A 26,733-nucleotide genomic window follows, 5' to 3' on the forward strand; every position below is an offset into this window, starting at 1 on the left:
TTGGGGTGAGGGGGCTTTTGATTTGCTCGCTGAATCCGAACCATAACGAAACCAGGAGGCACCGATGCATCCATTCAGCTTCTCCACAACCGCCCAGTTGATCTGCGAGCCTGGCTCGTCGCGGCGTCTGGCCAATATTTGTAAGGAGCGGGGCGCGCGTTCGGTGCTGGTGGTGACCGATCCCGGCATCACCCGTTTCGGCCTGCTCAGCGAGGTGCTGCCGGGCTTCGAGCCTGAAGGCCTGCAGGTTGCCGTCTACGATCAGGTCGTGGCCGACCCGCCGGAAAATATCGTGCTTGCTGCGGTGGAGCAGGCCAGAGCGGCGAAAGCGGATCTGGTCATCGGCTTTGGCGGCGGCAGCTCGATGGACGTCGCCAAGCTCGTCGCGCTGCTGGCCCACCCGAACAACGGGCAGACGCTGCCGGATATCTACGGCGTGGGCAACGCCAAGGGCCAGCGGCTGCCGCTGATCCAGGTGCCAACCACCGCCGGCACCGGCTCGGAAGTTACGCAGATCGCCATCATCACTACAGGCGAAACAACCAAGATGGGTGTGGTCTCGCCGTTGCTGTTGCCGGACCTGGCGTTGCTCGATGCCGACCTTACCCTCGGTCTTCCACCCGCTGTGACTGCGGCTACCGGTATCGATGCCATGGTGCATGCCATTGAGGCCTACACCAGCGCGCTTAAGAAGAACCCTCTGTCCGATTTGCTGGCCCGAGAAGCGCTGCGTCTGCTTTCGGCCAACCTCCACGAAGCCGTGCACAACGGCAAGAACCGTGAGGCGCGCCAGGCCATGCTGCTCGGCGCCTGTCTGGCCGGCCAGGCGTTCGCCAACGCGCCGGTGGCGGCGGTGCATGCGCTGGCCTATCCGCTGGGTGGCAACTTCCACATCCCGCACGGGCTGTCGAACGCGCTGGTGCTGCCGCAGGTGCTGCGCTTCAACGTCAGCGCGGCGACCACCCACTACGGCGAGCTGGCGCCAATCATCCTCGGTGACCGACTGCGCAAGGATGATCCTTCGACCTATGCCGAGCAGTTGATCGAGGAGTTCGAGCAGATGAGCGCCCGTGTTGGCCTGCCGACCCGCCTGCGTGACGCTGGCGTGCCGGAAGAGATGCTGCCGCAGCTTGCCAAGGAGGCGATGCTGCAACAGCGCCTGCTGGTGAACAATCCGCGCGAAGTTACCGAAGCCGATGCGTTGGCCATCTATCGCGCCGCCTACTGATCCCTCCGGCGCATTGCGTTGAACGCGACGCGCCAGCCTGCCTTCAAGGACTTTCGAATGGCCGAACAACCGCAGCATCTGCGCGCTGACTACCGCCGCTTTCAGCCTGTCACCACGCGCTGGCACGACAACGACATCTATGGCCACGTGAATAACGTCGTCTATTACAGCTATTTCGACAGCGCAGTGAATGCCTATCTGATCGAGCACGGCGGGCTGGATATCCACGAAGGCGACGTGGTGGGCTTCGTGGTCAGTTCCTCATGCGATTACTTCGCGTCCATCGCTTTTCCGGATGCCTTGGAAGTCGGCTTGCGGGTGGGCAAGCTCGGCAACAGCTCGGTGCAGTATGAGCTGGCGATCTTCAAGGCTGGGGAACCACAGGCATGTGCGGCGGGGCGCTTCGTCCATGTATTCGTGGATCGCGCCAGCAACCGGCCGACGCCGATCCCGAGTGGTTTGCGCCAAGCGCTTGAGGCGCTGTTGGTAATGGCCGAGTAAACGTCGCCCCGCAACGTCTTGGTGATCGCCCCGCCCGGGTAGGGCGGAACCTGCTTATTGCTGCCTTAGCAACTGATTGGCCGTGTAATCCACCGCTACGGCACAGCAGAATCAGTCGTGATGCTTGTGTTTGTGCTTGTAATGCCCCTTGGCTTTGCCAGGGTGGCCATGGCGATGGTCGTCTCGGTAGCGGCGATCACGGCGATCGTAGTCATCATCGTCGCCGTACTCATTGCCGATCGCCCCACCGGCGCCGCCACCTACCGCTGCGCCGATCAGGCCGCCCGTACTGCCTCCGACGCGCTGGCCGATAACGTTGCCGCCTGCCGCACCAAGACCGCCGCCGATTGCGGCCTCGGTACGGCTGCGCTTATCCGCACCAACCATGCCACCAGCCGCACCGCCGACTCCGGCACCGATGGTTGCACCCGTCGAGCCGCCAAGATGTTCACCGACCACTGAGCCGAGTGCTCCGCCCAGTGCGCCGCCAACGGCCGCTTCGGTGTTGCTTCCGGCAAATGCGGCGCTGCTGAGCAGGCTCGCGGACAACAGCAGAATGGGGGAATACTTCATGGCGAAACCTCTAATGGATGGCGCCGCGATCCTCACGTGCCGACCAAGCTTACGCAAGTATTTGCCGATAAAAGGTGTGATGCCTTTCACTTCTCATAAGTATTTGATTTGGCGTGGGAACTGGAAACAACCGAAGCGGTCCTAGCCCCCTTCATCTGGCGCTATCAGGCGCCTTTATTTTGCGGTTGTGAGAGTGCCTGCGACCAACGGATTTCCCTGCGCGGCGTACAGGCGAATGGCGACGGACTTGGATGTCGGCGTGTGGCTGCCGATACCGACACTGGTCAGCGGTACCAGTGGGTTGGTTTCCGGGTAATAGGCGGCCGCCTGGCCTGGTGGAATATCGAAGGCGAGCAGAGTGAAGCCCTCCACCTTGCGCTCAATACCATCATTCCATAGGGACTGGATATCGACCTGCTGCCCAGGTTCGAAGCCCAGCCGACGGATATCGACCGGGTTGACGAAGATTACCCGGCGCTGGCCGCGAACGCCGCGATAGCGGTCGTCGAGGCCGTAGATGGTGGTGTTGTACTGATCATGCGAACGCAGCGTCTGCAGTGTCAGGTCCGGCAGTTCGCCGGTGCTGCGTACCGCTTCGTCGAGCAAGCTCTCCGGCAGCGGACTGGCCATGAAGCTCGCGCGCCCGCTGGCGGTGTTCCAGAGCCGTGACGCGGCTGGGTTGTCCAAGTGAAAGCCACCCGGTGACAGCAGACGTTGGTTGAAATCGGCGAAACCGGGAATGGTATCGGCGATCAACCGGCGGATGCTCGCGTAGTCGGCAATCAGCGCTTCCCAATCCAGCGGATGCATGCCGAGGGTGGCCTTGGCGATGCCCGCTACGATGGCCGGCTCCGAGCGCATCAGCGGCGAGAGTGGTTCCAGCTGGCCATGGGAGGCGTGGATCATGCTGAACGAATCTTCCACGGTAACCGCCTGCGGGCCGCTGGCCTGACGGTCGATGTCGGTGCGGCCGAGGCACGGCAAGATCAGCGCGTCGCGGCCGACGGTCAGATGGCTGCGGTTGAGCTTGGTACTGATCTGCACGGTTAACGCGCATTGCTGCAATGCCTGATGTACGCGCGGGCTGTCCGGCGTGGCCTGGGCGAAATTGCCGCCCAGCCCGATGAAGACCTTCGAGCGGCCTTCTAGCATCGCTTCGATCGCCTCCACCACGTTGTGGCCGGATTGGCGCGGCACTTGAAAAGCGAAGCGATTTTCCAGCGCATCGAGTAGCGCCACCGGCGGGCGCTCGTTGATGCCCATGGTGCGGTCGCCCTGCACATTGCTGTGGCCACGCACCGGGCACAGGCCAGCGCCGGGCTTGCCGAGGTTGCCGCGCAGCAGCTGCAGGTTGGTGATTTCCTGAATGGTCGCAACCGAGTGGCGATGCTGGGTGATACCCATGGCCCAGCAGACGATAACCCGCTCGGCGTTGCGGTAGATTCGCGCCGCCTGTTCGAGCTGGACCAGATCAAGGTCCGATTGCTGCTCGATGTCTTCCCAACTAGTGGCGTCCAGCATTGCCAGATAGCTGTCCAGGCCGATGGTGTGCTGTTCGATGAAGGCGTGATCGAACACCGATGGCTCGCCTTTGGACTGGGCTTCGCGCTCCCAGAACAACAGCAGCTTGGCGATGCCGCGCATGGCCGCCATATCGCCGCCCAGAGCCGGGCGGAAAAACGCCGTATTCAGCGGAGCGGAGCCGTTGGCGAGCATTTCCAGCGCGTGCTGCGGATGCTGGAAGCGCTCCAGGCCGCGCTCCTTCAACGGATTGAAACAGACCACCTGGGCACCCCGGGCGACTGCTTCGCGCAGCGGTTCGAGCATGCGTGGGTGATTGGTGCCGGGGTTCTGGCCAAGGATGAAAATCGCATCGGCCTGTGCGAAATCCTCGAAAGTAACGCTGCCCTTGCCGACGCCAATGCTTTCACCAAGGGCGACGCCACTGGCTTCGTGGCACATGTTCGAGCAATCGGGAAAGTTGTTGCTGCCGTAGGCGCGGACGAACAGCTGGTAGAGAAACGCCGCCTCGTTGCTGGTCCGCCCAGAGGTGTAAAACTCGGCCTGGTTGGGGTTATCAAGTGCCTTGAGGTGTTCGGCGATCAACGAAAAAGCGGCGTCCCAGCCGATCGGCTGGTAGTGGTCGCTGGCGGCGTCGTAGCGCATCGGCTCGGTGAGCCGGCCCTGGTATTCGAGCCAGTAATCGCTCTGCTCGCGCAGCTGGCTGACGCTGTAGCGCGCAAAAAAGCTAGCGTCGACGCGGCGGGTGGTGGCTTCCCAATTCACGGCCTTGGCGCCGTTCTCGCAAAACTTTACGGTACCGTCTTCCGGCGAATCACCCCAGGCGCAACCGGGGCAGTCGAAGCCGCCGTTCTGGTTGGTCTTCAGCAGCGCGCGCAGATTCTTCAGCGGCTGCTCACTGTCGAGCCAGGAATGCGCGACGCTGCGCAGCGCACCCCAGCCGGCGGCGGCGCCGGTATAGGGTCGATAGCGCGGCTTTTCGGGCTGCAGACTCACCGCTGGTCCTCGGCCGTACCGGCCGCCGTGCTGTAGACCCGCGGCGGGCTGCGGTGGGGGATATGGATCAGGTTGATGTTGTGTCGCTGTGCCCACTGCGCTGCCAGGCCGGTCGGCGATGAAAAGCTGACCAGGGTGGGAATGCCGGCGCGCTGCACCTTGTGGATCAGCTCCAGACTGCAGCGGCTGGTGACTACCGCGACGCCGCCCGCGACGTCATGACCGGCGCGGCTGAGCGCACCGATCAGCTTGTCCAGCGCGTTGTGCCGGCCAATATCTTCGCGGCCCAGGAGGATCTCGCCCTGCGCATCCATGAACAGGGCGGCGTGCACCGCACCGCAGGTTCGTCCGAGGGGCTGGTATTCGGCGATGCGCTGGCGCAGATCGTCCAGCCAATGCGCCGGAGGCAACGGCGCGACTGGCATTACCGGCAGCTGCGGCAGTGCCTGCTCCAGCGCCTCTACGCCGCATAGGCCGCAGCTGGCATTGCCCGGCAGCTGGCGACGCTGCTCCTTGAGTTTCCAGAAGGCGCGACTGGCGATCTCCACGTCGGCCTGCCGGCCGCTGCCGGTGCCGCTGATATGGATGTCGTAGATATCGTCAGCCATTTCGACGATGCCACTACCGAGGCTGAAGCCCACCACGAAATCTTCGAGGTCAGCCGGCGAAACCATCATCACTGCCTGGCTGATGCCGTTATAGGCGATGGCCAGGGCGCATTCCTCGGCCAGCTCGACCGGCTCTTGCCGTGTCTCGCCAATAGCCTGGAAGTGATAGCGCTGGCTGGCATCAGCCGGCGCGCTGCTATCCGGGGGCGCAATGGGGCGGCGTGGGGCGTTCATGGACAAGCTCGATGGTTGATCGTACGAACGGGTTTTTGTGCCGACCGGCTGACTGTGCGCGGCTCAGGCAGGTTTTTCAACGCGTATCGCGCCTGCGTAGTCACGGCCGTTTCAGCGACCTTCATCATCACGATGCGTTACTGGCCAGCATTTCACGCACCCGCGTGGCCAGGTGGTCGATAGCGAACGGTTTGCTGATCATGTCCATGCCCGCCTCGAGAAATCCGCTGCTAGCCGCTTGTTCGGCGTAGCCGGTCATGAACAGCACGCCCAGTCCGGGGCGATGCTGACGGGCGATATCCGCCAGCTGCCGACCGTTCATCCCCGGTAGACCGACATCCGAAACCAGCAGGTCGATGCGTTCGCTGCTTTCCAGAATTTTCACGGCGGCGTTGGCCTCGGCTGCCTCCAAGGCTCGATAGCCGAGCATGCTCAAAACGTCCAACACCAGTTGTCGCACGGCCGGGTCGTCTTCGACTACCAGCACGGTTTCGCCTTGCAAAGCCTGTGGCGGCTGCTCCGCTGGGCTGCTGGTCGCCGCTGGTATCGGCATTGCGTGGTGCGCCGGAAGATATAGCGTGACCTCGGTGCCTTTACCGGGTTCGCTGCGGATTTGCACATGGCCGCCGGCCTGGCGGGCGAAGCCGTAAATCATCGATAGCCCGAGTCCGGTGCCTTGGCCGATCGGTTTGGTCGTGAAGAACGGCTCGAACGCAGCGGCCAGCACCTTGGGCGTCATGCCGCAGCCGCTGTCGATCACGCTGAGAGTGACGTAACGGCCCGGCGCCAGTTCGCCCACTTCCGACTTACGCAACAGCTGCACATTTGCGGTGGCGATATACAGACTGCCGCCGTCGGGCATGGCATCGCGAGCGTTGATCACCAAATTGAGCAGCGCGCTCTCCAGTTGGTTTTCGTCGCTGTTGGCGGCCCACAGGTCCGGCTGCAACTGGGCGTCGACCAGAATATGGCTGCCAAGGGTGCGCACCATCAGGTCGCGCATCGATTCGACCATCGCATTCAGATCAACCCGCTTGAGGTTCAGCGGCTGGCGCCGGGCAAACGCGAGCAGGCGGTGGGTGAGCGCCGCGGCGCGGTTGGCCGAGGTGGCGGCGGCATCGATGAAGCGCTGGGTTTCGGCGTGACGGCCGGTCTGGTTGTAACGCTGGATCAGGTCCAGCCCGCCGATTATGCCGGTGAGCATGTTGTTGAAGTCGTGGGCGATGCCACCTGTGAGCTGACCGACCGCTTCCATCTTTTGCGCTTGGCGCAGGGCCTCCTGAGCTTGTTCGCGGCTGGCCATTTCCTTGAGCAGCCGCTCGTAGACCTCGGCCAGCGCAGTGGTGCGTTCTTGCACGCGGCTTTCCAGTGTCTCGTTGAGTTCGCGCAACGCCTGCTCGGCGCGCCAGCGCTCGGTAACGTCTTGGGTCAGGACAAAGAAACCTTCTACTTTTCCTCCGCCGTCATGGTGCGGCAGGTAATGCATCCAAGCTCGGCGCAGCTCACCGTCGCGGTGGGGCATGGACGCCTCGAAGATAGCCTCTTCACCGGCAAGGGCGGCCTTGATCCGTTCGCGGCGCTCGTTGTAGGCGCGCTCGCCGATCACATCTTTTAGGTGCTTGCCGTAAATGGAGTCGAGGGGCTGGCCGAACCAGGTTTCATAGTGACGGTTGTTGAAGCGATAGCGCTCGTCCCGGTCGACGTAGCCGATGAGAACCGGCAAGGCGTCGGTGATCATGCGGATCTTCGCTTCGCTGCGGCGTAGCGCTTCCTCTTCGCTATTGCGCATGCACAACAGCTGTCCGGCGATCTTCTGGCCGTCGCGGATGGGGCTGAGAGCCAGATCGAACCAGACGTCGTCAGACTCGCCATTTCCAGGCAGGCAGTGGTTGCGTAGCAGACATGCCTGGCTACGCTTATCGCCGTTGCACGCGTCGACCAGCTCCGCCCAGATTTCACCCCAGGTGGAGGCGACCGGCGCACCGAGCGCGGCGGGGTGGCGACCTTCAATCAGTGCCGCGTGGGCGTCGTTGTACAACTGCACGCCACTGTCGTCCCAGAGCACGCACATCGGTAGTGGCGCTTCGAGCAGAGTGGCGACCAGAACCCGCAGCGAGACCGGCCAGTTATCGATCGGGCCCAGCGGCGTTGCGCTCCAGTCGTGGCGACGGATGCGGCCACTCATTTCGCTGCTGTCGTGCGGCCAGAGTTCTGGATCTACTGCCATATGTCGTCCATCGATGCGCGGTGGGTCATTAGGTAAGCGTCGCGCTTGAGGGGCATTCATATGCCCGGTATGGCGCAGCCAGGGCTGGGCCGTGTCGTTGTTGTCGTCACCTCGTATGTTACCGAGCGGCTACCTCCGCTCTCGGGCGAGCATGGTTTTACGCAATCAAACAGACCAGCGGCATGCCTGCGTTCAGCCCGCGTAACCCTGCAGGCTGCGAATCAACTCTAGGTAATCGTCGACGGCGGAGAATTCTTCAGTGTTTTTTTGCCCACGACGGCTATCCGGTTCGCTGATGGCCAAGAGATGCGCGACGCCGAAACCGCGGGCGCTGCGCAAGACCGGCAGGCTGTCGTCGATGAACAGCGAGGTGGCGGGATCGAAATCCAGGTCAGCTTGCAACGCGTACCAGAATTGCGCCTGCTCCTTGGGAAAGCCGTAGTCATGTGAGCTGATCAGACGGTCAAACCAGGGTGCCAGTTCGATGCGTTCGAGCTTCAGCGACAGGGAGTCGCGGTGGGCATTGGTGATCAGGACCACACGTTTACCGGCTTGGCGCAGGGCGGCGAGGAATTCGTCCGCCGCCGGACGCAAGGCGATCAGGTCGGCGATCTCGCGCTTCATCTCGCGGATCGGCAGGTTCAGCTCGCGGGTCCAATGATCCAGGCAGTACCAGGAGAGCTTGCCCTCGTGCTCAGCGAACAGCGGAATCAGCTCCATTTCGGCCATGGCACGACTGATGCCGTGCAGTTCGGCATAGCGCTGCGGCAGGAATTCGAGCCAGAAATGGTTATCGAAGTGCAGGTCCAGCAGAGTGCCGTCCATGTCCAACAGGACAGTGTCGATCTCGGACCAGGGCAGTGAAGCGATCATGGCAGGCTCTCGTGGTTCGGCAATCGGTAATGGTGCGGCAGTGGTCGGATCGATGCAAAGCGTTCACGGTTGGTGCAAAAAGCCGGGTTATGATTGCGGTTCGCGTTTCAAGGAACTTCCCATGCGCCAGAAACCCACTGTGCTTGCCCGTGAGATCGTCGCCACCAGCCGTCTGTTCCGTGTCGAGGAGCTGCAGCTGCGGTTTTCCAACGGCGTCGAACGCACCTACGAACGGCTGGTCGGCAAGGGCACCGGCTATGGCGCGGTGATGATCGTCGCGCTCGATACTGACGGCAGAGCGTTGCTGGTCGAGGAATACTGCGGTGGCACCGACACCTACGAGCTGTCATTGCCCAAAGGGCTGATCGAGCCGGGTGAGGACGTGCTGGACGCCGCCAACCGCGAGCTCAAAGAGGAAGCTGGCTTCGGCGCGCGCAACCTCGAGTTGCTTACCGAGTTGTCGCTCTCGCCGGGCTACATGAGCCAGAAGATACAGGTCGTGCTGGCCCGCGATCTTTACCCCGAACAGTTGCCGGGCGACGAGCCGGAGCCGATGCGAGTCGACCGCATCGATCTGCGCGAACTGTCGAGCCTGGTCCAGAACCCGCAGTTCAGCGAAGGACGCGCCCTCGCCGCGCTATATCTGGCGCGTGATCTGCTCACCCAGCGGGGGGAATTCGCCCAATGAGCCATCCGTATCTGGCGCCGGTCATTGACCTGGTCCGTGCCGCCGGCGAGGCCATCCTGCCGCACTGGCGCAACGATGTGTATGTGCATGAGAAGGCCGACGCATCGCCCGTCACCGCTGCCGACATGGCGGCGCATCATTTGCTGGCCGATGGCCTGCGCGCGCTGGACGCTGGCATCCCGGTGCTCTCCGAGGAAGACTGTGCGCTGAGCCTGGCCGAGCGCGCCGGATGGACGCGCTGGTGGCTGGTCGATCCGCTGGATGGCACCAAGGAATTCATTGCCGGCAGCGAAGAATTCACCGTCAACGTCGCGCTGATCGAACAGGGGCGGGTGCTGTTCGGCGTGGTGGGCATTCCGGCCAATGGCCGCTGCTATTACGGCGGCGCTGATTTCGGTGCATGGCGCGCCGAGGCCGATGGCGCCGCGCGGCCGTTGAAGGTGCGTCAAAGCCCGGCGGAAGGATTCACGGTCGTTGCCAGCCGCCGCCATTCCAGCCCCGCGCAAGAGCGATTGCTCGAAGGCTTGCGTCAGCGTTTCGGTGAGTTGGTATTGGCCAATGTCGGCAGCTCGCTGAAGTTATGCCTGCTGGCCGAAGGCGCCGCTGACTGCTATCCACGATTGGCGCCGACTTCGCAGTGGGACACCGCCGCGGCTCAGGGCGTGCTCGAAGGTGCAGGCGGCGAAGTGCTGGATGTCAGCGGCGCGACCCTGACCTACGAGGCGCGAGAAAGCTATCTCAATCCGTCTTTCCTGGCGCTGCCGCGAGGTGTTGATTGGCGCGCCGGACTGATCGAACTGGCGAGCCGCTAAGCTGGCGTTCGCCGAATCGGACAAGCTCAGGCTGTCCGGTATTGCTGTCTGTTATGCCAATCTTGCCGAAGCCAGCCCGTTGCGGCGATGCTATGACGGCGTTGGCCAGGCCAAGCGTTTGATTCGGATCGCTGGAGGGCGTTGTGTCATCGAAAACCCCTACCGGGATACGACAATGGATCTGGCGCGCCTTCGTCCAGAGCGCGCTGATCCCGCTGGTGCTGGTCGAGGTAGTGCTGATCGCGGCCTACCTGCTGACCAACAATGCCATCCGTGATGCGCAGATCGAGCATCTGCGCGAAACCGCGCTGTCCGAATTACAGGCTGCGGCCGATCGCGAGTCGCGAATCATCAGTCAGCAGCTGCAGCAGGTGGCGAGCGCCACGACGCTGTTTCGCAATTTCACCGTTCGTGCGCTGGACGACACCCGCGTCGAGCCGCAACCGCCCTTAACGCTTGGCTCCGGCGGCGTGCGCTATAGCCCGCGCGACGAGGGCGGTGCGGCGAGCTTCTATTCCGCTGTCACCGCGCCTGAACTGCAGGATCTTGAGAAAGTGGCGCGCTTGCGTCGTCTCGATCCGCTGATGAAGGAGCTGCATGCTGCCAACCCGCTGATCGCCAGCCTCTATTTCAACAGCTGGGACAGCTACAACCACATCTATCCCTGGTTCGACACTGCGGAGCAGTATCCGTCGGACATGAACATTCCGAGCTACAACTTCTATTACCTGGCCAGCTCCTGGCACAACCCGGCGCGCAAGGTCGTCTGGACTGACGTGTACCTGGACCCGGCCGGGCACGGCTGGATGATGTCGGCCATCGCGCCGGCGTATCGAGGTGATTTTCTCGAGGGCGTCAACGGCATCGACATCACCGTCAGCGGCATTCTGAAGCAGATAGGCAAACTGCGGGTGCCCTGGAACGGCTATGGCGTGCTGATCAGCCGCGACCTCAACATCATGGCGCTGCCCGAGGCGGGCGAGCGGCAGTTCGGCCTCGACGAGCTGACCGAACACTCATACGACGAAGCGATTCGCCGGGAGATTTTCAAACCCGAAGACTTTCGCCTCGGCCGCCGGCCGGAAACCCGCGCGCTGGCGCACGCCATCGCCGCGCAGACCGAAGGTGTGCAGCGTCTGAACCTCGATGGCCGGCAGCAGTTGGTGGCTTGGACCACCGTAGAGCAAACTGGCTGGCATTTGCTGGCGGTGGTGGACGAGGCTGAAGTGTTCAGTCAGACCAACGCCTTGGCCAGCCGCTATCGGCAGATCGGCTATCTACTGATCGCCGGGCTGTTGCTGTTCTATCTGTTGTTCTTCGCCTATATGTGGCTGCGTGCGCGACGGCTCAGTCAGGCACTGCTCATCCCGATCGCCAGCATTTCGCGAATGATGGGCCAGATCGGCCGCGGCCAATGGCGGCCGCAGCCAGTCTCATCGGATATTCGCGAACTCGACGATTTGGCACAGCACACTCAGGCTATTGGCGGGCAACTCGAACTCAGCGAGGCGCAGCGTTGGCAAGCACACAAACGTCTCGAACTGGTGCTTGAAAGCGCCACCGAAAGCCTCTGGGAAAACGACATGCGCAGCGCCACGCTGCAGTTCCGCGGACGCCTGCCAGCTCGCTTCGGGTTGCCCTCGTCGCGGCTCAGCGAAGCGCAGTTCCTGCAGCGCATCCATCCGTTCGACGTGTCCAAAGTGCGCGCTGAACTGGCCCGCATGCATCAAGGCGATGCGCTGCATTATGAAAGCGAGTTCCGCTTCGCCGACGCGCTCGGGCAATACCACTGGTTGCTGAGCCGCGGCCGCGTGCTCGAACGCGACCCGCAGACCGGCGAAGCCACGCTGGTAGCCGGCACTCATGTGGATATCGATGCGATCAAGCGGGTCGAGGAGGACCTGCGTCAGGTCACTCAGCAGGCCCAGATCGCCAACGAGGCCAAGACGCATCTGATCTCCAGCATTAGCCACGAGCTACGCACACCGCTCAACGCGATCCTCGGGTTCGCCCAGTTGATGCGCATGGACTGCTCGCCCGAAGCCGATCCGGACGCAGCCGATTACCTCGACGAGATTCTGCTGGCCAGCCGGCATCTGAATCAGCTGCTCGGTGACATCCTCGACTGGTCGAGCCTGCAGGCGGAGCGGCCGCGGCTGGAGTTGAAGCGGGTCGAGGTCACCGCGCTGATGCGTGAGTGCGCCGAGCTGGTTGCTCTGGACGTGCAGCGCCAGGGTCTGCGGCTTGAATTCGATCTGCCGGATGCGCCCATCGAGGTGCTGGCCGAGCCACGGCGGCTGCGCCAGGTGCTGCTCAATCTGCTGTCCAACGCGATCAAGTACAACACGCCGTCCGGGCAGATCCTGCTCAGCATCGAAACGGTGGCCGGGCAGGTGCGTCTGCTGGTCGAAGACACCGGCCTGGGTATCGATGAGACGCTGCAGACGCGGATGTTCGAACCTTTCCAGCGGCTAGGACGCGAAAGTTCGAACATCCAGGGCGCCGGGATCGGGCTGTCGCTGTGTCTGGAATATGCCAAGCTCATGGGCGGCAGCATCGGTGTGAAGAGCGAGCTCGGCGTCGGCAGCCGCTTCTGGATCGCCCTGTCGGTGCTGGAGCCGCAACTTGTGTTGCCAGCCCATGAGCGGCCGCGCATCGTCTATGTCGAAGACGATCCGGCCAGCCAGCTGCTGGTGCGCAAGGCCCTGGCCGACATGGGCGAGGTCAGCGTGATCGGTAACGGCCGGCTGGCCTTGGAGCATCTGCTGACCGACCCGCCGGAACTGCTACTGCTGGACCTGAACCTGCCCGAGCTGAATGGCGAGGAGTTGTTGTCGCTGCTGCGCCAGGCGCCGGCGACCCGCGAGCTACCGGTCATCGTACTCAGCGCTGCCAGCGAGACGCGCGGCGGATTCGATTGCCAGGGCCGCCTGAATAAACCGCTGGACCTCGACGAGTTACGCCGGCTGGTCCGCGCTTGTCTGCAGACGCCGGGTCCTAAGCCGAGCTGAATGGCGTGCGGGTTTCAATCGGCCCGCTCACCGCAGAGATCGAGGGCGAACCAGTGTTCCACTTCCTTCTGCGACATGCCGGTGCCGAGCAGCGAGAACAACTTGCCCAGCGCCGCTTCGCGGGTCATCCCGCCGCCTGAAACCAAGCCAGTGGCCGCCAGTTTGCTGCCGGCCGCATAGATGCCGAATTCGACATGACCCTGCGGACATTGGCTGATCGCCGCCAGCACCACGCCGCGCTCATGCGCTTGCTTCAATGCCGCCAACAGCTCGGCATCGTCAGCCGGGCCGGTGCCGCTGCCGTAGCATTCGAGCAACAGGCCTTGCACGTCACTGGTCAGCATCGCGCGAACCTGCGCCGCCTGGATGCCCGGATACAGCGGCAGCACCGCGAGGCTGACCGGGCGGCGCGGCTGACGATAATCGAGCGCGGCGGGAATATTCGGAGCCCGCTGGCCGTGCCGCTCGCGAGGCTGGACGGCAAAGGCATCCAGCGTGGCGGTGCCCCGCTTGCTGGCCCGCGCGCCATGCATCAGCTGGCCGCTGAAGTACAGATGTACACCCGGCTCGACGCCTGTGTGAAGCGTCTGCATGGCGCCGAACAAATTACTCCAGGCATCGCTGCCGGGCGCACCGGCTGGCAGCATGGCGCCGGTCAGCAGTACCGGGACGTCGAGCCCAAGCAGGAGGAAGCTCAAGGCCGCGGCGCTGTAGGCCAGGGTGTCGGTGCCGTGTAGCACCAGCACGCCATCGCAGCCGTCCTGTTCGACGCCGGCGCGAATGGCCTCGGCTATCGCCAGCCAATTGGCCTGGTTCATGTTGGCGCTGTCGATGGGGGGTAACAATTCGCGAAACTGCCAGTCAGGCAGCTGCAGCTGTGGTTGCTGGTCCTGCTGCTCACGCAGTCGACTGGCGAAACCGGAGGCGGGCATCAGACCCTCGGCGCTTTGCTGCATGCCGATGGTGCCGCCGGTATACAGCACCAGGATATTTCTGGAAGCCGGCATGGAGGACTCCTAAATAAAACAGGGGGTCGAGCCCCCTGTTCATGACACTCGCAGGCTACTGCTGACGAACCGGGGATGGGCTGACGGTACCACTTGTCGGTACCGTGCCGGGCACCTTGTTCGGCCAGGCGGCGTGATCGAGGTCCAGATCAGCATAAGCCTTCGGATCGAACACGGGTGTCTTCACGCCCTCTTTGCGCTGGCTGTCATAGTCACGCATCAGGCGGATGCCAGTCTTGAACAGCAGGAACACAGCCGCGAGGTTGACCAGCGCCAGCAGCCCCATGGTCACGTCGGCAAAGCCGAATACGGTGGACAGATCCTGCATGGAGCCCCACAACACCAGCGCAATCACCAACACGCGGTACACCTGCAGCAGCGAACGTTTGGTGCTAAAGAAGCTGAGCGCGTTTTCACCAAGGTAGTAGTTGTATACCAGGGTCGTGAAGACGAAGAGCAGCAGCGCGGTGCTGACGAAAATCCTGCCCCACTCGCCGACTTCTGCGGCCAGTGCGGTCTGAGTCAGAACCACGCCCGCGACTTCTTCGCTGCCTGGCTGGTAGACGCCTGAAAGCAGGATGATCAGCGCGGTGCTGGTGCACACCAGCAGGGTGTCGATGAACACGCTGAGCGACTGGACGATACCCTGCGCGGCCGGGTGTTTGACCTGCGCCACGGCGGCGACGTTCGGCGCACTGCCGAGGCCGGCTTCGTTGGAGAACAGGCCGCGTTTGACGCCCATGATGATCGCCGCGCCGATGCCGCCTGCGAATGCCGGCTCCAGGCCGAATGCGCTGCGCACGATCAGCCCCAGGACTTCCGGCACCTCGCCAATGTTCATGCCGATCACCACCAGTGCCATACCGATGTAGGAGAACGCCATGATTGGTACCAGCACGTCGGCCATGCTGGCGATGCGCTTAATGCCGCCAAAGATTATGGCGCCGATCACGCAGACCAGGGCCAGTCCGCTGATCCATGTCGGCAGGCCGAAGGTATCGTTCAGCGATGTGGCGACGGTGTAGGACTGCACTGCGTTGAAGCCGAAACCGAACGTAACCAGCAGCAGGATTGAGAAGATCACTGCCAGCCAGCGTTGACCCAGGCCATGCAGGATGTAGAACGCCGGGCCGCCACGATAGGTGCCGTCGGCCTCACGGCGCTTGTACAGCTGCGCCAGAGAACACTCGAAATAACTGGTGGCCATGCCGAGCAGCGCAACCAGCCACATCCAGAATACTGCGCCGGGACCGCCGAGCATGATCGCTACGGCAACGCCGGCGATGTTGCCGGCGCCTACACGGCCGGCTACGGAGAGCATCAGCGCTTGGAATGAGCTGAGCTGCCCCGGCTGACGCTGGAACGCTTCGGCAAAGATGCTGAACATGTCGCCGAAGTAGCGAAACTGCACGAAGCGTGAGCGAATCGAGAAATACAGGCCGAGACCGACCAGTGCGACGATGAGGACCTTGCTCCAGAGCAGGTCATTGAGAAGATCGAGCATGATGAGGTTGTCTCTTGTTGTTCTGGATGGGCGAGGCCGCGTCACTGTACGTGCGGCCCCGGAATGGTTAGTCAAGCGCGCCTTGCAGGCAATTACGCAGATCGCGGCGAACTGACGCGAGTTGATGCTAATATCGCGCCGCTTGCATCATTGGAAATCACATGTACGACCATCTTGGCACTAACCTGAAGCTGCTCTGCAGCCACTACCGCTCCATTGCTGAGGTGTGCCGCAAACTGGCTATCAATCGCGCCCAGTTCAACAAATACATCAACGGGCAAAGCCGGCCGACAGCACACAACCTAAAACGTATCTGTGATTTCTTCGGTGTCGAAAGTTACGAACTGGGTCTGCCGAGCGAACAATTCGCACAGCTGATCGGCATACGCAGCCACGATCAGGAGCGCATCGCTGCCAGCGATCCCTTGCTCGAGCTGTTCCAGCCACTGCGCGACAACGCCAGCAGCCTGTCGCGTTACTGCGGCTATTATTTCGAATACGCCAACTGCCTGTCGGTTCCCGGGCAAATTCTGCTTTCTTTAGTGCACCTGCGTGAGGATCGCGGCAGCTTCGTCTTTGAACGGCAGGAGCGCCAGGAGCAGTCGCGCGCCGACAATCCCAAGGCCGAAGATTGGGTGGTGCGCTGCCGCTACCTGGGCGCTGCCTTTTATCTGCAGGACCGCCTGTTTCTCATCGACTATGAGTCGCTGACGGGCAACGAGATGAGCCAGACGATCCTGATCCCCAGCTTCAAAAGCCGCATCAGTCGCCTGAACGGCCTGAAGACCGGCGTCTCCAGCGGCGACCGTCGTACCCCGGCCTGCACCCGCGTGGTTTGGGAGTACCTGGGCAAGGAGATCAACCGGGTCAACGCTTATCGCCAGGTGATGCTCTATGCCATGGATGACCCGCGGATCGACCCGGAAATCCGTGAGCGGCTTGCGTCGGCGTCGCTGCGAGACGGACTGTTCGAAATCGAATAAAAAGGTGGGTTGCCCGGTTCCGACAACTGGTCAAGCGGGGCCCCTGTCTGAGAGGCGAGCCTGGGCGAGGCGATGAGCGGATACGGTAAAGCGGTCCAGGCTGCGATGGCGCTGTTGCGCCGTCGTCCAATCGGAGGAGCTCAGCAGAGTTCAGGGTGTTTAACGGGAGTTCCGGCATGAACGGCGCCCGCTAACCGGGCGCCTTATTGCCGCACGCAGTGGCGCGTGGGCGTCACCCCTTTAACGGCACCAATCTCGGCGCAATCATGTTTTCGGGACGCAGGATGTCATCGAGGGTGGCATCGTCCAGCAACTGCTCTTCGCGCACCAGTTCCAGCACGCCGCGGCCGCTGAGCAGCGCCTGGCCGGCGATGCGGGTGGCGTTTTCGTAGCCGATGTAGGGGTTCAGCGCGGTGATCAGGCCGATGGAGTTTTCCATCAGGCGTCGGCAGTGATCTTCGTTGGCGGTGATGCCGACGATGCAGTGCTCGCGCAGCATATCCATGGCGCGCTGCAGCAGGCCGATGGAGTCGAATAGCTTGTAGGCGATCAGCGGCTCCATGACGTTGAGCTGCAGCTGGCCGGCTTCGGCGGCCATGGTCAGCGCGAGGTCATTGCCGATCACCTCGAAGGCGACCTGGTTGACCGCCTCGGGAATCACCGGGTTGACCTTGCCCGGCATGATCGAGCTGCCCGGCTGGCGCGGCGGCAGGTTTATTTCGTTGATGCCGGTGCGCGGGCCGCTGGAGAGCAGGCGCAGGTCGTTGCAGATCTTCGACAGCTTCACCGCCAGGCGCTTGAGCATGCTGGAGAAGGTGACGAAGGCGCCCATGTCGGAGGTGGCTTCGATCAGGTCGGCGGCGGGCTTCAGCGGATGGCCGCTGATGGTCGCCAGGCGCTGCACGGCCAAGGCTTGATAGTTGGGATCGGCGTTGATGCCGGTGCCAATGGCGGTGCCGCCGAGATTCACCTCGACCAGCAGCTGTGGTGCGATCAAGCGCAAGTGCTCGAGGTCTTCGCCAAGGGTGGTGGCGAACGCGCGGAATTCCTGGCCGAGGGTCATCGGCACCGCATCCTGCAGCTGAGTGCGGCCCATCTTGAGGATGTGCGCGAACTCGGCCGACTTGCCGGCGAAGGCCTGTACCAGGCTGTCGAGGCTGGCCAGCAGCGTGTCGTGACCCAGTAGCAGGCCGAGACGGATGGCCGTGGGATAGGCGTCGTTGGTAGACTGCGCCATGTTCACGTCGTTGTTTGGATGCAGATGACGGTACTCGCCCTTGGCGTGGCCCATGTATTCCAGCGCCAAGTTGGCGATCACCTCGTTGGCGTTCATGTTGGTCGAGGTGCCGGCACCGCCCTGGATCATGTCGACGACGAACTGATCGTGATACTCGCCGCGGATCAGGTGCGCGCAGGCCTGACTGATCGCCGTGTGCTTGGCCTCGCTGAGGTGTCCGAGCTCGCGGTTGGCGTCCGCCGCCGCCTGCTTGACCATAGCCAGCGCGACCACCAACTTGGGGTAATGCGCCAGCGGCACACCAGATAGGCGAAAGTTGTGCACGGCGCGCAAGGTCTGGATGCCGAAATAGGCTTCAGCGGGTACTTCGAGGGAGCCGAGCAGATCTTTTTCGAGCCGGAATGATGCAGCAGAGGACATGAGGATTCTCATCCGAGAGAAAGCGGTATTTACCGCGAAGGCCACTACCATAAGGGCTGTGGCCTGTTTCCGGCCAATGCCGTTAAACGCTGCCTCATGCGCGATCGGCATAATAAAGCTGTGACGCCGTTTCGATGACAAGCGTTATTGCTGGGCATTCGATAGCAAAAAACCAAGCCAGCCAGGAGCCGGCATGAACATCGAAACCAAATGGCTGGAAGATTTCGTCACACTGGCGGCGACGCGACGCTTTTCCCAGGCGGCAGAACGGCGCTTCGTCACCCAGCCCGCGTTCAGCCGGCGCATCCGCAGCCTTGAAAACAGTCTCGGCTTGACGCTAGTGAACCGCGCGCGCACGCCCGTGGAGTTGACCGAGGCCGGGCAGCTGTTCCTGATCACTGCGCGTAGCCTGGTCGAGCAGCTCGGCGAGGTGCTGCGTCATCTGCATCATCTGGAGGGCCAGCAGGGCGAAGTGCTGCAGATATCCGCCGCGCATTCGCTGGCGCTCGGTTTTTTCCCGCAGTGGATTGCTGGCCTGCGCGAGCTGGGCCTGAACCCCAGCACGCGGCTGATGGCGACTAACGTAGGCGATGCGGTACATGCCTTGCGCGAAGGTGCTTGCGACCTGATGCTGGCCTTTCACGACCCGGATGCCGCGCTGCAGATGGACCCGCAGATTTTCCCATCCATGCACCTGGCTCATAGCGAGATGCTACCGGTCTGCGCCGTGGATGCGCAGGGCGCTGCACTGTTCGATCTCGAAGGTGGGCAGAGCGTGCCGCTGCTGGCATACAGCGCCGGCGCCTTTCTCGGTCGTTCGGTCAACGGCCTGCTGCGCCAGCGCCGCCTGCGCTACACCACGGTGTACGAAACCGCCATGGCCGACAGCTTGAAAAGCATGGCCCTACAAGGGCTCGGCGTCGCCTGGGTGCCGCGCCTGAGCATCGCCGCCGAACTGCAGCGCGGCGAACTGGTGGAGTGCGGCGACGAAACCTGGCGGCTGCCGCTGGAAATCCGCCTATATCGCTGCGCCCTGGTGCGCAAGGCGACGGTACGGTTGCTCTGGCGCAAGCTGGAGGGTGACGCGGGATAAGGCAGCGAGGGCGGACCGGGTGGCGTTCCTTTCGGCGCGAAAAACCATGAAGGGAAAAAGCGCCATTCATCCGATGAAATCGACCTTGCAGTTACGCAGACAGGTCGTAACGCCAGGCTGCGCGACATCTACGGCTTTCCGGTATAATGCCGCGCCTTCGAACCAGCGCCTTTCGCTGGTTTGCCCTACATGCAAGCCACGCTCCTGTTGCGTGGCTTGTTGTTTTGTAGCGCTGCGCAGCGCACCACGAAGAGGCACGACGATGACCGCACTGGTAGGCGTGATCATGGGCTCCAAGTCCGATTGGTCCACCCTCAGCCACACCGCCGAGATGCTGGAAAAACTCGGCATTCCGCACGAAGTCACCGTGGTGTCCGCACACCGCACCCCTGATCTGCTGTTCCAATACGCCGAACAGGCCGAAGCGCGCGGGTTGCGCGTGATCATCGCCGGTGCTGGCGGTGCTGCTCATCTGCCGGGCATGTGTGCCGCCAAGACGCACCTGCCGGTGCTCGGTGTGCCGGTGCAGTCGTCGATGCTTTCGGGTGTGGATTCGCTATTGTCAATCGTACAGATGCCCGCTGGCGTACCGGTTGCCACCCTCGCCATCGGCAAGGCCGGCGCGGTCAATGCGGCGCTGCTTTCGGCCAGCATCATCGGCCACGAATTTCCCGAGTATCACGCGGCGCTGAAGAAATTCCGCGACGAGCAGACGCAGACGGTACTCGACAATCCGGACCCGAGGGACGCGTAAATGAAAATTGGCGTGATCGGTGGCGGCCAACTGGGCCGCATGCTCGCCCTGGCGGGGACGCCGCTGGGCATGAACTTCGCCTTCCTCGATCCGGCACCGGACGCTTGTGCCGCCACCCTCGGCGAACACCTACGCGCCGACTATGGCGATCAGGATCACCTGCGCCAGCTGGCCGATGAAGTGGATCTGGTGACCTTCGAGTTCGAGAGCGTGCCGGCCGAAACCGTGGCCTTCCTCTCGCAGTTCGTGCCGGTTTACCCCAGCGCCGAGGCGCTACGCATCGCGCGTGACCGATGGTTCGAGAAATCCATGTTCAAGAACCTCGGCATTCCTACGCCGGAATTCGCCGACATCCAGTCCCAGGCAGATCTTGACGTCGCCGCATCCAGCATCGGCCTGCCGGCGGTACTCAAGACACGCACGCTTGGTTATGACGGCAAGGGTCAGAAAGTCCTGCGCAAGCCGGCCGATGTCGCCAATGCCTTTGCCGAGCTGGGAAGTGTGCCATGCATCCTGGAAGGCTTCGTGCCGTTCACCGGCGAAGTCTCACTGATTGCCGTGCGCGGTCGCGATGGCGAAACCTGTTTTTATCCGCTGGTGCACAACACGCACGAGGACGGCATCCTGCGGTTGTCGGTGGCCAGCAGCAGTCATCCGCTGCAGCCGCTGGCCGAGGATTACGCCAGCCGCGTACTCCAGCAGCTGAACTACGTCGGCGTGCTGGCCTTCGAGTTTTTCGAGGTTGACGGTGGGCTCAAGGCCAACGAGATCGCGCCGCGCGTGCACAACTCTGGTCACTGGACCATCGAAGGCGCCGAATGCAGCCAGTTCGAGAATCATCTGCGCGCCGTCACTGGGCTGCCGCTAGGCTCGACGGCGAAGCTGGGCGAAAGCGCCATGCTGAACTTCATTGGGGAAGTGCCGCCGGTGGAGAAGGTCATCGCCGTCGAGGATTGTCACCTGCATCACTACGGCAAGGCGTTCAAAGTCGGACGCAAGGTCGGCCACGCCACGCTGCGCTGCCCCGACCGCGCCACGCTGGACCGACAGATCACGGCTGTCGAGTCGCTGATCGCCCGCGACTGATCACCGGCCGTCTGGCCTGCAGCATTTGGCGGCGAACTGCCTAGTCCGCCTCAGGTCCGAAGATACGTAACGCGTATTTTTCGGACCTGAGGAGACTGCCAATGGGCATCATCGGAACCATCATCATCGGCCTGATCGTAGGCCTCATCGCACGCTTCCTGAAGCCCGGCAACGACAGCATGGGCTGGATCATGACCATCCTGCTGGGTATCGGCGGTTCGCTGCTGGCCACCTATGGCGGTCAGGCGCTCGGTCTCTATGAAGCGGGCGAAGCTGCAGGCTTTATCGGTGCGGTGGTCGGTGCGATCATCCTGCTGGTGATTTACGGCATGGTTACTAGCCGTAAACATTGATCCGTCGGGGGCCGCGCCTCTGGCGGCCCCGTTTTCTTCGAATTCTTCGGTTCTCATGCGCTCGATAGTTTTCTCGCTGCTGTGCTTTGCTTCCGTCGCTCACGCTGCGCCAGCTGAGCTCGACTGGCTCGAATTGATGCCCGCCGAAGACCGCAGAGCGTTGGAGGAAATGCCGGAGATCGAGCACAACTCTCCCGAGGCCAACGGCTTTAGCGACCAGGGTGGGCTTAAACAGGGTGCCGGTTTGCCAGAAGTGATGTATTCGGCCAAGACTGTGCCGGCACTGAACGGCCAGACGATCCGCCTCGGCGGTTATCCGGTGCCACTGGAAACCGACAGCAAGGGACGCAGTACCGAGTTTTTCCTGGTTCCCTATCCAGGCGCCTGTATTCATGTTCCGCCGCCGCCACCGAACCAGATCGTGATGGTCCGCTATCCGGCTGGCATCGCTCTGGAGGACATCTATGCACCGCTTTGGGTGGACGGTACGCTGCGGATCGAGCCGGTCAGCAATGATCTGGCCGACGCGGCGTACGTAATAACCGCAGCCGAGGTGTCCTTGGTGGATGAAAGCGACCTCTAAGCCGAAACGGGACCCGATACCGCTCGATCAGGCAGAGCGCGAAGCATTTCGCGCGCTCGCGTCCGAGATCGAAGGCGTCGATGTGTCGGTCTATCAGAAATTCGACAAGGATCCGCTGGAGCCGATCATTGGGCTCGGCCGTGCCGACGCGCCTCTTGCCTTTTTCGGTCGTGACCCCGGCCGTGAAGAGGTCCGATATGGTGAGCCGTTCATTGGCAGTGGCGGTCAGCTGGTGCGCCGTGTGCTCTACCAGCATCTGCACGGCGAAGAAATGCCCGATTTCGAGGCCGGGCGTGCGCTTGGCCAAGCCTTCTTCTGGATCAACACCGTGCCCTACAAGCCGCTCGGCAACCGTGCCTGGTCGATGACTATCAAGCGCCGCTTTCATCCGCTCATGCGGCGCCTGCTGATCGATAACTGGCATGGTCGTGACATCGTCACGCTCGGTCGAGAGGCGTTTCTCTGGTTCGGCATGGAGCAGCCGCGCGAGGTGCGCCAACAGCTCGAAGCGTACTGGCAGCGCGAAGACCGTTTCACTGCGCATTTCAATATCGAACTGGCGACGGAGCAGGGCGCCACGCGGGCGTTTCGTCTGCACCCCTTGCCGCATCCATCGCCGCGCAACCTGGCCTGGTTCAAACGTTTTCCGGCATTGCTGGAGGCGCGTCTGCAGCAGCTGCTCGATTGAACGGGGTCAATCTTCGGCACCGTGCTGACGCATGAAGCTACGGTCGATGTAATCTTTCCAACGCCACAACAACCTGCCTTCCGCTGCCACTCCCGCCCAGCTCAGCATCGCTCCGCGGTGGCCGTCGGCCAGAAGGGCGAGGCTATGGGACGGTGGATGATAGTGACGCAATGGTTGGCCGATCGCTGCCTGCCCCAAATTGGTCGCCAGCACACCAGCCTGGCGCACCGCTTGGACGCCGTTGCGTGCGGCGCCGGGAAGGCTCGCACAGTCGCCGCTGGCAAAAACGTGTGGATGAGAGCGGCTCTGCAGCGACGGCGATACATCGATGAAGCCGCGTGCATCCAAGCGCAGACCAGATTCGCGTAGCCATTCCAGCGGGCTGGGGCCGGTTGCGACGACCAGGCGTCGACCTTGCCAGCGGATCTGCCCATCGCCGACCAGCGTGTTGCCATGCACCGCCTGAATCGGCGTCTGTTCGTGAACCGTTACATCGGCACGTTGCAGATGGTGCAGCGCGAGGCGGCGCAGGCGCGGCGGATGTCCAGCAAGCAACTCGCCATCGGTGAACAGAGTCAATGCCGGCACTCGCCCGGCCATGGCCAGCGCCAACTCGACCCCCGCTGCGCCGCCTCCGAGTACCGCCACCCCTTCGGGAATCTCCTCCCACTGCTGCCAGCGGCGAATGAATTCGGCGAACGGCTTGACCGAAAGCAGCTCCATGCCGTCGCCGCTCTGCTCCGGTAGCCAAGGCAAGGAACCCAGGTTGAGTGACATCCAGGTACTGCGCAGCGTCTCGCCAGTTGCCAGCAACAATTCGGGTGTTTCAGGGAGCAGCGCGACCATGGTGCCCTGGATGAACTCCACTTCCGCCGCCGCGCAGAGCTTGGGTAGCGCGACACGGCACTGGCGGGTTTGGTAATGCTCGGCGATGAGGCCTGGCATCATGCCCGAATACCAGGCGTGGGGTTCGGCCGAGACCAGGCCGATTCGGCCCATGGGACGTTCACGACTGGCCCACTGGCGCAGTACGCCGAGGTGGCTGTGCCCCGCGCCGGCAAGCAGCAGGTCGAAATCGTTATTCATGGCGCATCAGCTGAAAAAAACTGATGCAAATGGCGGCGAATTGGTTGAGGTCTGCTTGAAGTAGCGTGGCTTCCATGACACAGGTCCTCCAGGGCGCTGCGACTGGCCGGCAGGCTCCCTAAGCCGAAACCCGGCGGTATGCCGGCAGCGGCGGGATGGTCGCTTGCAGTATAGATTCAATGCTGCTGGATGCCTGCCGCCTCTTCGTTTCAGACTGGTGTTTGGCTGCTACAACGCCTCGACGCCAATCGAGACGCTCAGGGTATGGCTAGCGCCAGCGCCCAGCCGGACCATGTCGCCCAGCACATTGGCGGTTTCAATGCAGAGCATTCGCTGCCAGGCATCGTCGGCAAATTGCGACAAGCGCTGCGCCTTGGCGATCCATGGATTCCAGAGCACGGCCGAGCGAGAGCCGCGAGTCTCTATGGTTATTCGTCGATTGAGGCCGGGATCGCGCAGGCTCAAGGTCGCGGGGAGATCCAGGTAGATGCGGTCGGTCTCGCCGCTGAAACGGAGGTCGCTCTGCTGTAGGCGCTGCTGCCAGTCATCCAGGGTTTCGATATAGGGGCGACCATCGAGACCTTCTACCGCGACCTGACGGATATCGCTGATGGCGAAATAGCTGTGCAACGCCTGGGACAGAGCGACCGGGGCATCGCCTTGGTTGTGGCTGGTCAGCGACAGGTGCAGGCCTTTCCGATCCAGGCGGATCTGCAGGTTCAGTTCGACAGCGTGTGGCCAGCCGGGCAGGGTGCGATCGGCATTGCAGCAAAATTCCAGGCTGGCGCTGTCGGCATCGCTGCGTGAGTCCTGCAATACCCAGTCGATGCTACGTACCAGACCGTGCGCCGGAGCCGGTTGGTTGCCCAGGTACGCTTCCTGTACTGCTTGAGGATTGCGTGCCAGATCGCCAAACCAGGGCCAGCACACCGGAACGCCGCCGCGCACCGCCTGCCCCTTCTCGAAAGCGGCCTCTTCGCTAAGCCAGATGATCGGCGTCGCTTCGCCTTGGCGGTAGCTGAGTACCTGCGCGCCCTGTTCGGCGACGATCACCTCGGCATCACCGTTACGGAGGCGCCAGCAGGCAAGTTGGTCCATTTCGATGCGCTGAATGTCGGCGGGCATGGGCGGTCTCGTTGGCAATATGATCGGGTTGTTTCTGACCCTGCCCACGCCGGAGGATTCCACCGCCGCGGGACTTTGAGTCAATGGCAGGGGCGGATCGGTAACGTATCGAGCGGTCCGCGGCTGGCGCCAAGGTTGATCGAAATCGAGACTCTCGATTCAGCGCCCCTGGCAGGCATCCACGCGCAGCCAGCGCTCCACCAGCTTGAAGCCCTGCATCAGCACGAACGCGATGATCAGATAGATCAGGCCAGCGGTGAGGAACATTTCCTCGTGCATATAGGTGCGTGCGGCGATCTTGCGCGCCATGCCGGTCAGTTCGAGCAGGGTGATGGTGCTGGCCAGGGCGCTGGCCTTGAGCATCAGTATCACCTCGTTGCTGTAGGCCGGCAGACCGATACGTGCCGCGCGCGGCAGGATGATATGCCACAGCGCCTGGCGGCGGGACATGCCCAGCGCGCGAGCGGCTTCGACTTCGCCCGCGGGCACATTTTGGATCGCGCCACGCAGAATTTCAGCGATATAGGCGGCGGTGTGCAATGTCATGGTGATGATCGCGCACCAGTAGGGATCACGCAGAAAAGGCCACAGGACACTTTCGCGCACGACCTCGAACTGAGCCATGCCGTAATAGACCAGAAATAATTGCACCAGCAACGGCGTGCCGCGGAAGAAGAAGATGTAGCCATAGGGCAACGCGCGCACCGCGAAAATGCGCGAAGACCTCGCGATGCCCAGCGGCAAAGCAAGGATTAGCCCTGTTATGACCGACACGCCGACCAGCTGCAGCGTCAGCCAGGCGCCTTCGAGAAAGTCTGGTAGCCACTTGATGAACAATTCCCAACTCATGCGGCGCTCCTGACAAAACCGCGTCCGGCGCGTTTTTCGAGAAAGTACATGCCAGTCATGGCGATGACCGTAAGGCCGAGATAAATGAAGGCGGCGACGACGAAGAAGGTGAAGGGCTCCTTGCTGGCGGTCACGGCGATTTGCGAGCTGCGCATGATCTCTTCCAGGCCGATCACCGAGACCAGCGCGGTGTCCTTCATCAGAATCATGAACAGGTTGCCCAGACCGGGCAGGGCCAGGCGCCACATCTGCGGCAGGATCAGCCGCAGGAAGATGCGGCGTTTGCCCAGGCCCAGCGCCAAGCCAGCTTCGCGGTGGCCCTTGGGAATGGCGAGCAGGGCGCCACGGAACACTTCGGTCGCATAGGCGCCGAAGCAAAGGCCGAGGGCGATGGTGCCGGCGACGAAGGGACTGAGGGCGAGATTTTCGATACCAAAGATCTCACCGATGCCGCGTACCAAGCCGATGGTGCCGAAATAGATCAGCAGTACCCAGAGCAGTTCGGGCACACCGCGGACGATCGTCGAGTAAGTGCCGCCGACCCAGCGCAGGGTCGCGTACGGAGAAGTCTTGGCGAGTGCGCCGAGCAGACCGAGCACCAGGCCCAGGGCCAGGGATGCGAGGGCCAGCTGAATGGTCATCCAGGTGCCGGCGACCAGCGCCGGACCGAATCCATGAAGGTCGGGAATCATA

At 62.7% G+C, this 26,733-nt stretch carries 24 protein-coding genes; 12 read left to right on the plus strand and 12 right to left on the minus strand.

The genetic code is table 11. The annotated features are described in order from the left end of the window. Positions 1-64 precede the first annotated feature (64 nt). Both D7241_RS12275 and D7241_RS12280 read left to right on the plus strand, forming a co-directional pair. Complete coding sequence (locus D7241_RS12275) at positions 65-1,228, plus strand: iron-containing alcohol dehydrogenase (RefSeq protein ID WP_408101759.1); 1,164 nt, start codon at positions 65-67, stop codon at positions 1,226-1,228. A gap of 57 nt (positions 1,229-1,285) precedes the next feature. Then, the gene (locus D7241_RS12280; protein ID WP_408101760.1) at positions 1,286-1,729 is read left to right on the plus strand and encodes an acyl-CoA thioesterase; all 444 of its coding nucleotides are present in this window, start codon (positions 1,286-1,288) and stop codon (positions 1,727-1,729) included. A gap of 111 nt (positions 1,730-1,840) precedes the next feature. Here D7241_RS12280 and D7241_RS12285 read toward each other — a convergent pair whose 3' ends face one another. The 5 genes from D7241_RS12285 to yrfG form a co-directional block, all read right to left on the minus strand. Continuing rightward, positions 1,841-2,302, minus strand: coding sequence for a YMGG-like glycine zipper-containing protein (locus tag D7241_RS12285; protein ID WP_408101761.1), 462 nt, complete (start codon positions 2,300-2,302; stop codon positions 1,841-1,843). Between the two features lie 174 nt (positions 2,303-2,476). After that, positions 2,477-4,819 carry an FdhF/YdeP family oxidoreductase gene (locus tag D7241_RS12290; RefSeq protein WP_408101762.1) on the minus strand — a complete coding sequence of 781 codons (2,343 nt, stop codon included), beginning with the start codon at positions 4,817-4,819 and terminating at the stop codon, positions 2,477-2,479. Next, on the minus strand, positions 4,816-5,661 hold the full coding sequence (fdhD, locus tag D7241_RS12295; RefSeq protein WP_408101763.1) for a formate dehydrogenase accessory sulfurtransferase FdhD: 846 nt from the start codon (positions 5,659-5,661) through the stop codon (positions 4,816-4,818). Before fdhD ends, D7241_RS12290 begins: the two co-directional genes overlap by 4 nt. A 127-nt stretch (positions 5,662-5,788) precedes the next feature. Then, entirely contained in the window at positions 5,789-7,888 is a 2,100-nt protein-coding gene (locus D7241_RS12300; protein WP_408101764.1) for a PAS domain-containing protein, read from the minus strand. A gap of 192 nt (positions 7,889-8,080) precedes the next feature. Beyond that, the gene (gene yrfG, locus D7241_RS12305; RefSeq protein WP_408101765.1) at positions 8,081-8,761 is read right to left on the minus strand and encodes a GMP/IMP nucleotidase; all 681 of its coding nucleotides are present in this window, start codon (positions 8,759-8,761) and stop codon (positions 8,081-8,083) included. A 121-nt stretch (positions 8,762-8,882) separates the two neighbouring features. Between yrfG and nudE the strand changes: the two genes are divergently transcribed. From nudE to D7241_RS12320, 3 genes are all read left to right on the plus strand, one after another. Further along, positions 8,883-9,449, plus strand: a complete 567-nt coding sequence (gene nudE / locus D7241_RS12310; protein WP_255978137.1) for an ADP compounds hydrolase NudE — start codon at positions 8,883-8,885, stop codon at positions 9,447-9,449. After that, complete coding sequence (cysQ, locus tag D7241_RS12315) at positions 9,446-10,261, plus strand: 3'(2'),5'-bisphosphate nucleotidase CysQ (protein WP_408101766.1); 816 nt, start codon at positions 9,446-9,448, stop codon at positions 10,259-10,261. The genes nudE and cysQ overlap by 4 nt, the downstream gene beginning before the upstream one ends. 143 nt (positions 10,262-10,404) lie before the next feature. After that, a complete protein-coding gene (locus tag D7241_RS12320) occupies positions 10,405-13,272 on the plus strand; it encodes an ATP-binding protein (protein WP_408101767.1) in 2,868 nt (955 codons plus the stop codon). Between the two features lie 14 nt (positions 13,273-13,286). Here the strand turns inward: D7241_RS12320 and D7241_RS12325 are convergent, their stop codons facing one another. Then, complete coding sequence (locus D7241_RS12325) at positions 13,287-14,279, minus strand: asparaginase (RefSeq protein ID WP_408101768.1); 993 nt, start codon at positions 14,277-14,279, stop codon at positions 13,287-13,289. A 55-nt stretch (positions 14,280-14,334) separates the two neighbouring features. Beyond that, a complete protein-coding gene (locus tag D7241_RS12330) occupies positions 14,335-15,783 on the minus strand; it encodes an alanine/glycine:cation symporter family protein (RefSeq protein ID WP_408101769.1) in 1,449 nt (482 codons plus the stop codon). A gap of 161 nt (positions 15,784-15,944) precedes the next feature. Between D7241_RS12330 and D7241_RS12335 the strand changes: the two genes are divergently transcribed. Further along, the gene (locus D7241_RS12335) at positions 15,945-16,766 is read left to right on the plus strand and encodes a helix-turn-helix domain-containing protein (protein ID WP_408101770.1); all 822 of its coding nucleotides are present in this window, start codon (positions 15,945-15,947) and stop codon (positions 16,764-16,766) included. Between the two features lie 232 nt (positions 16,767-16,998). Here D7241_RS12335 and D7241_RS12340 read toward each other — a convergent pair whose 3' ends face one another. Beyond that, positions 16,999-18,423: an aspartate ammonia-lyase gene (locus D7241_RS12340; protein ID WP_255978126.1), complete on the minus strand. Its 1,425-nt coding sequence runs from the start codon at positions 18,421-18,423 to the stop codon at positions 16,999-17,001. Positions 18,424-18,616: 193 nt separating this feature from the next. Between D7241_RS12340 and D7241_RS12345 the strand changes: the two genes are divergently transcribed. The 6 genes from D7241_RS12345 to D7241_RS12370 all read left to right on the plus strand — a co-directional run bounded on the left by D7241_RS12345 (position 18,617) and on the right by D7241_RS12370 (position 22,980). Continuing rightward, positions 18,617-19,516: a LysR substrate-binding domain-containing protein gene (locus D7241_RS12345; protein ID WP_408101771.1), complete on the plus strand. Its 900-nt coding sequence runs from the start codon at positions 18,617-18,619 to the stop codon at positions 19,514-19,516. A 262-nt stretch (positions 19,517-19,778) separates the two neighbouring features. Next, a complete protein-coding gene (gene purE, locus D7241_RS12350) occupies positions 19,779-20,270 on the plus strand; it encodes a 5-(carboxyamino)imidazole ribonucleotide mutase (RefSeq protein WP_255978122.1) in 492 nt (163 codons plus the stop codon). After that, positions 20,271-21,356 (plus strand): 5-(carboxyamino)imidazole ribonucleotide synthase, encoded by a 1,086-nt coding sequence (locus D7241_RS12355; RefSeq protein ID WP_408101772.1) that lies wholly within the window; start codon positions 20,271-20,273, stop codon positions 21,354-21,356. It begins immediately after the preceding gene. Positions 21,357-21,457: 101 nt separating this feature from the next. Beyond that, positions 21,458-21,709 (plus strand): GlsB/YeaQ/YmgE family stress response membrane protein, encoded by a 252-nt coding sequence (locus tag D7241_RS12360; RefSeq protein ID WP_255978118.1) that lies wholly within the window; start codon positions 21,458-21,460, stop codon positions 21,707-21,709. 55 nt (positions 21,710-21,764) lie between these two features. Continuing rightward, positions 21,765-22,292, plus strand: coding sequence for a DUF3299 domain-containing protein (locus D7241_RS12365; RefSeq protein ID WP_408101773.1), 528 nt, complete (start codon positions 21,765-21,767; stop codon positions 22,290-22,292). Then, entirely contained in the window at positions 22,276-22,980 is a 705-nt protein-coding gene (locus D7241_RS12370) for a uracil-DNA glycosylase family protein (RefSeq protein ID WP_408101774.1), read from the plus strand. The genes D7241_RS12365 and D7241_RS12370 overlap by 17 nt, the downstream gene beginning before the upstream one ends. Before the next feature lie 6 nt (positions 22,981-22,986). Here the strand turns inward: D7241_RS12370 and D7241_RS12375 are convergent, their stop codons facing one another. The 4 genes from D7241_RS12375 to D7241_RS12390 all read right to left on the minus strand — a co-directional run bounded on the left by D7241_RS12375 (position 22,987) and on the right by D7241_RS12390 (position 26,732). After that, positions 22,987-24,066 carry an FAD-dependent oxidoreductase gene (locus D7241_RS12375; RefSeq protein ID WP_408101775.1) on the minus strand — a complete coding sequence of 360 codons (1,080 nt, stop codon included), beginning with the start codon at positions 24,064-24,066 and terminating at the stop codon, positions 22,987-22,989. Positions 24,067-24,294: 228 nt separating this feature from the next. Beyond that, complete coding sequence (locus D7241_RS12380; protein ID WP_408101776.1) at positions 24,295-25,191, minus strand: D-hexose-6-phosphate mutarotase; 897 nt, start codon at positions 25,189-25,191, stop codon at positions 24,295-24,297. A 159-nt stretch (positions 25,192-25,350) separates the two neighbouring features. Then, complete coding sequence (locus D7241_RS12385) at positions 25,351-26,040, minus strand: ABC transporter permease (RefSeq protein ID WP_408101777.1); 690 nt, start codon at positions 26,038-26,040, stop codon at positions 25,351-25,353. After that, the gene (locus D7241_RS12390) at positions 26,037-26,732 is read right to left on the minus strand and encodes an ABC transporter permease (protein ID WP_408101778.1); all 696 of its coding nucleotides are present in this window, start codon (positions 26,730-26,732) and stop codon (positions 26,037-26,039) included. The genes D7241_RS12385 and D7241_RS12390 overlap by 4 nt, the downstream gene beginning before the upstream one ends. Position 26,733: the final 1 nt, after the last annotated feature.

It is taken from the genome of Stutzerimonas sp. VN223-3 (genome assembly GCF_045999685.1).
Classification (GTDB): domain Bacteria; phylum Pseudomonadota; class Gammaproteobacteria; order Pseudomonadales; family Pseudomonadaceae; genus Stutzerimonas; species Stutzerimonas stutzeri_AR.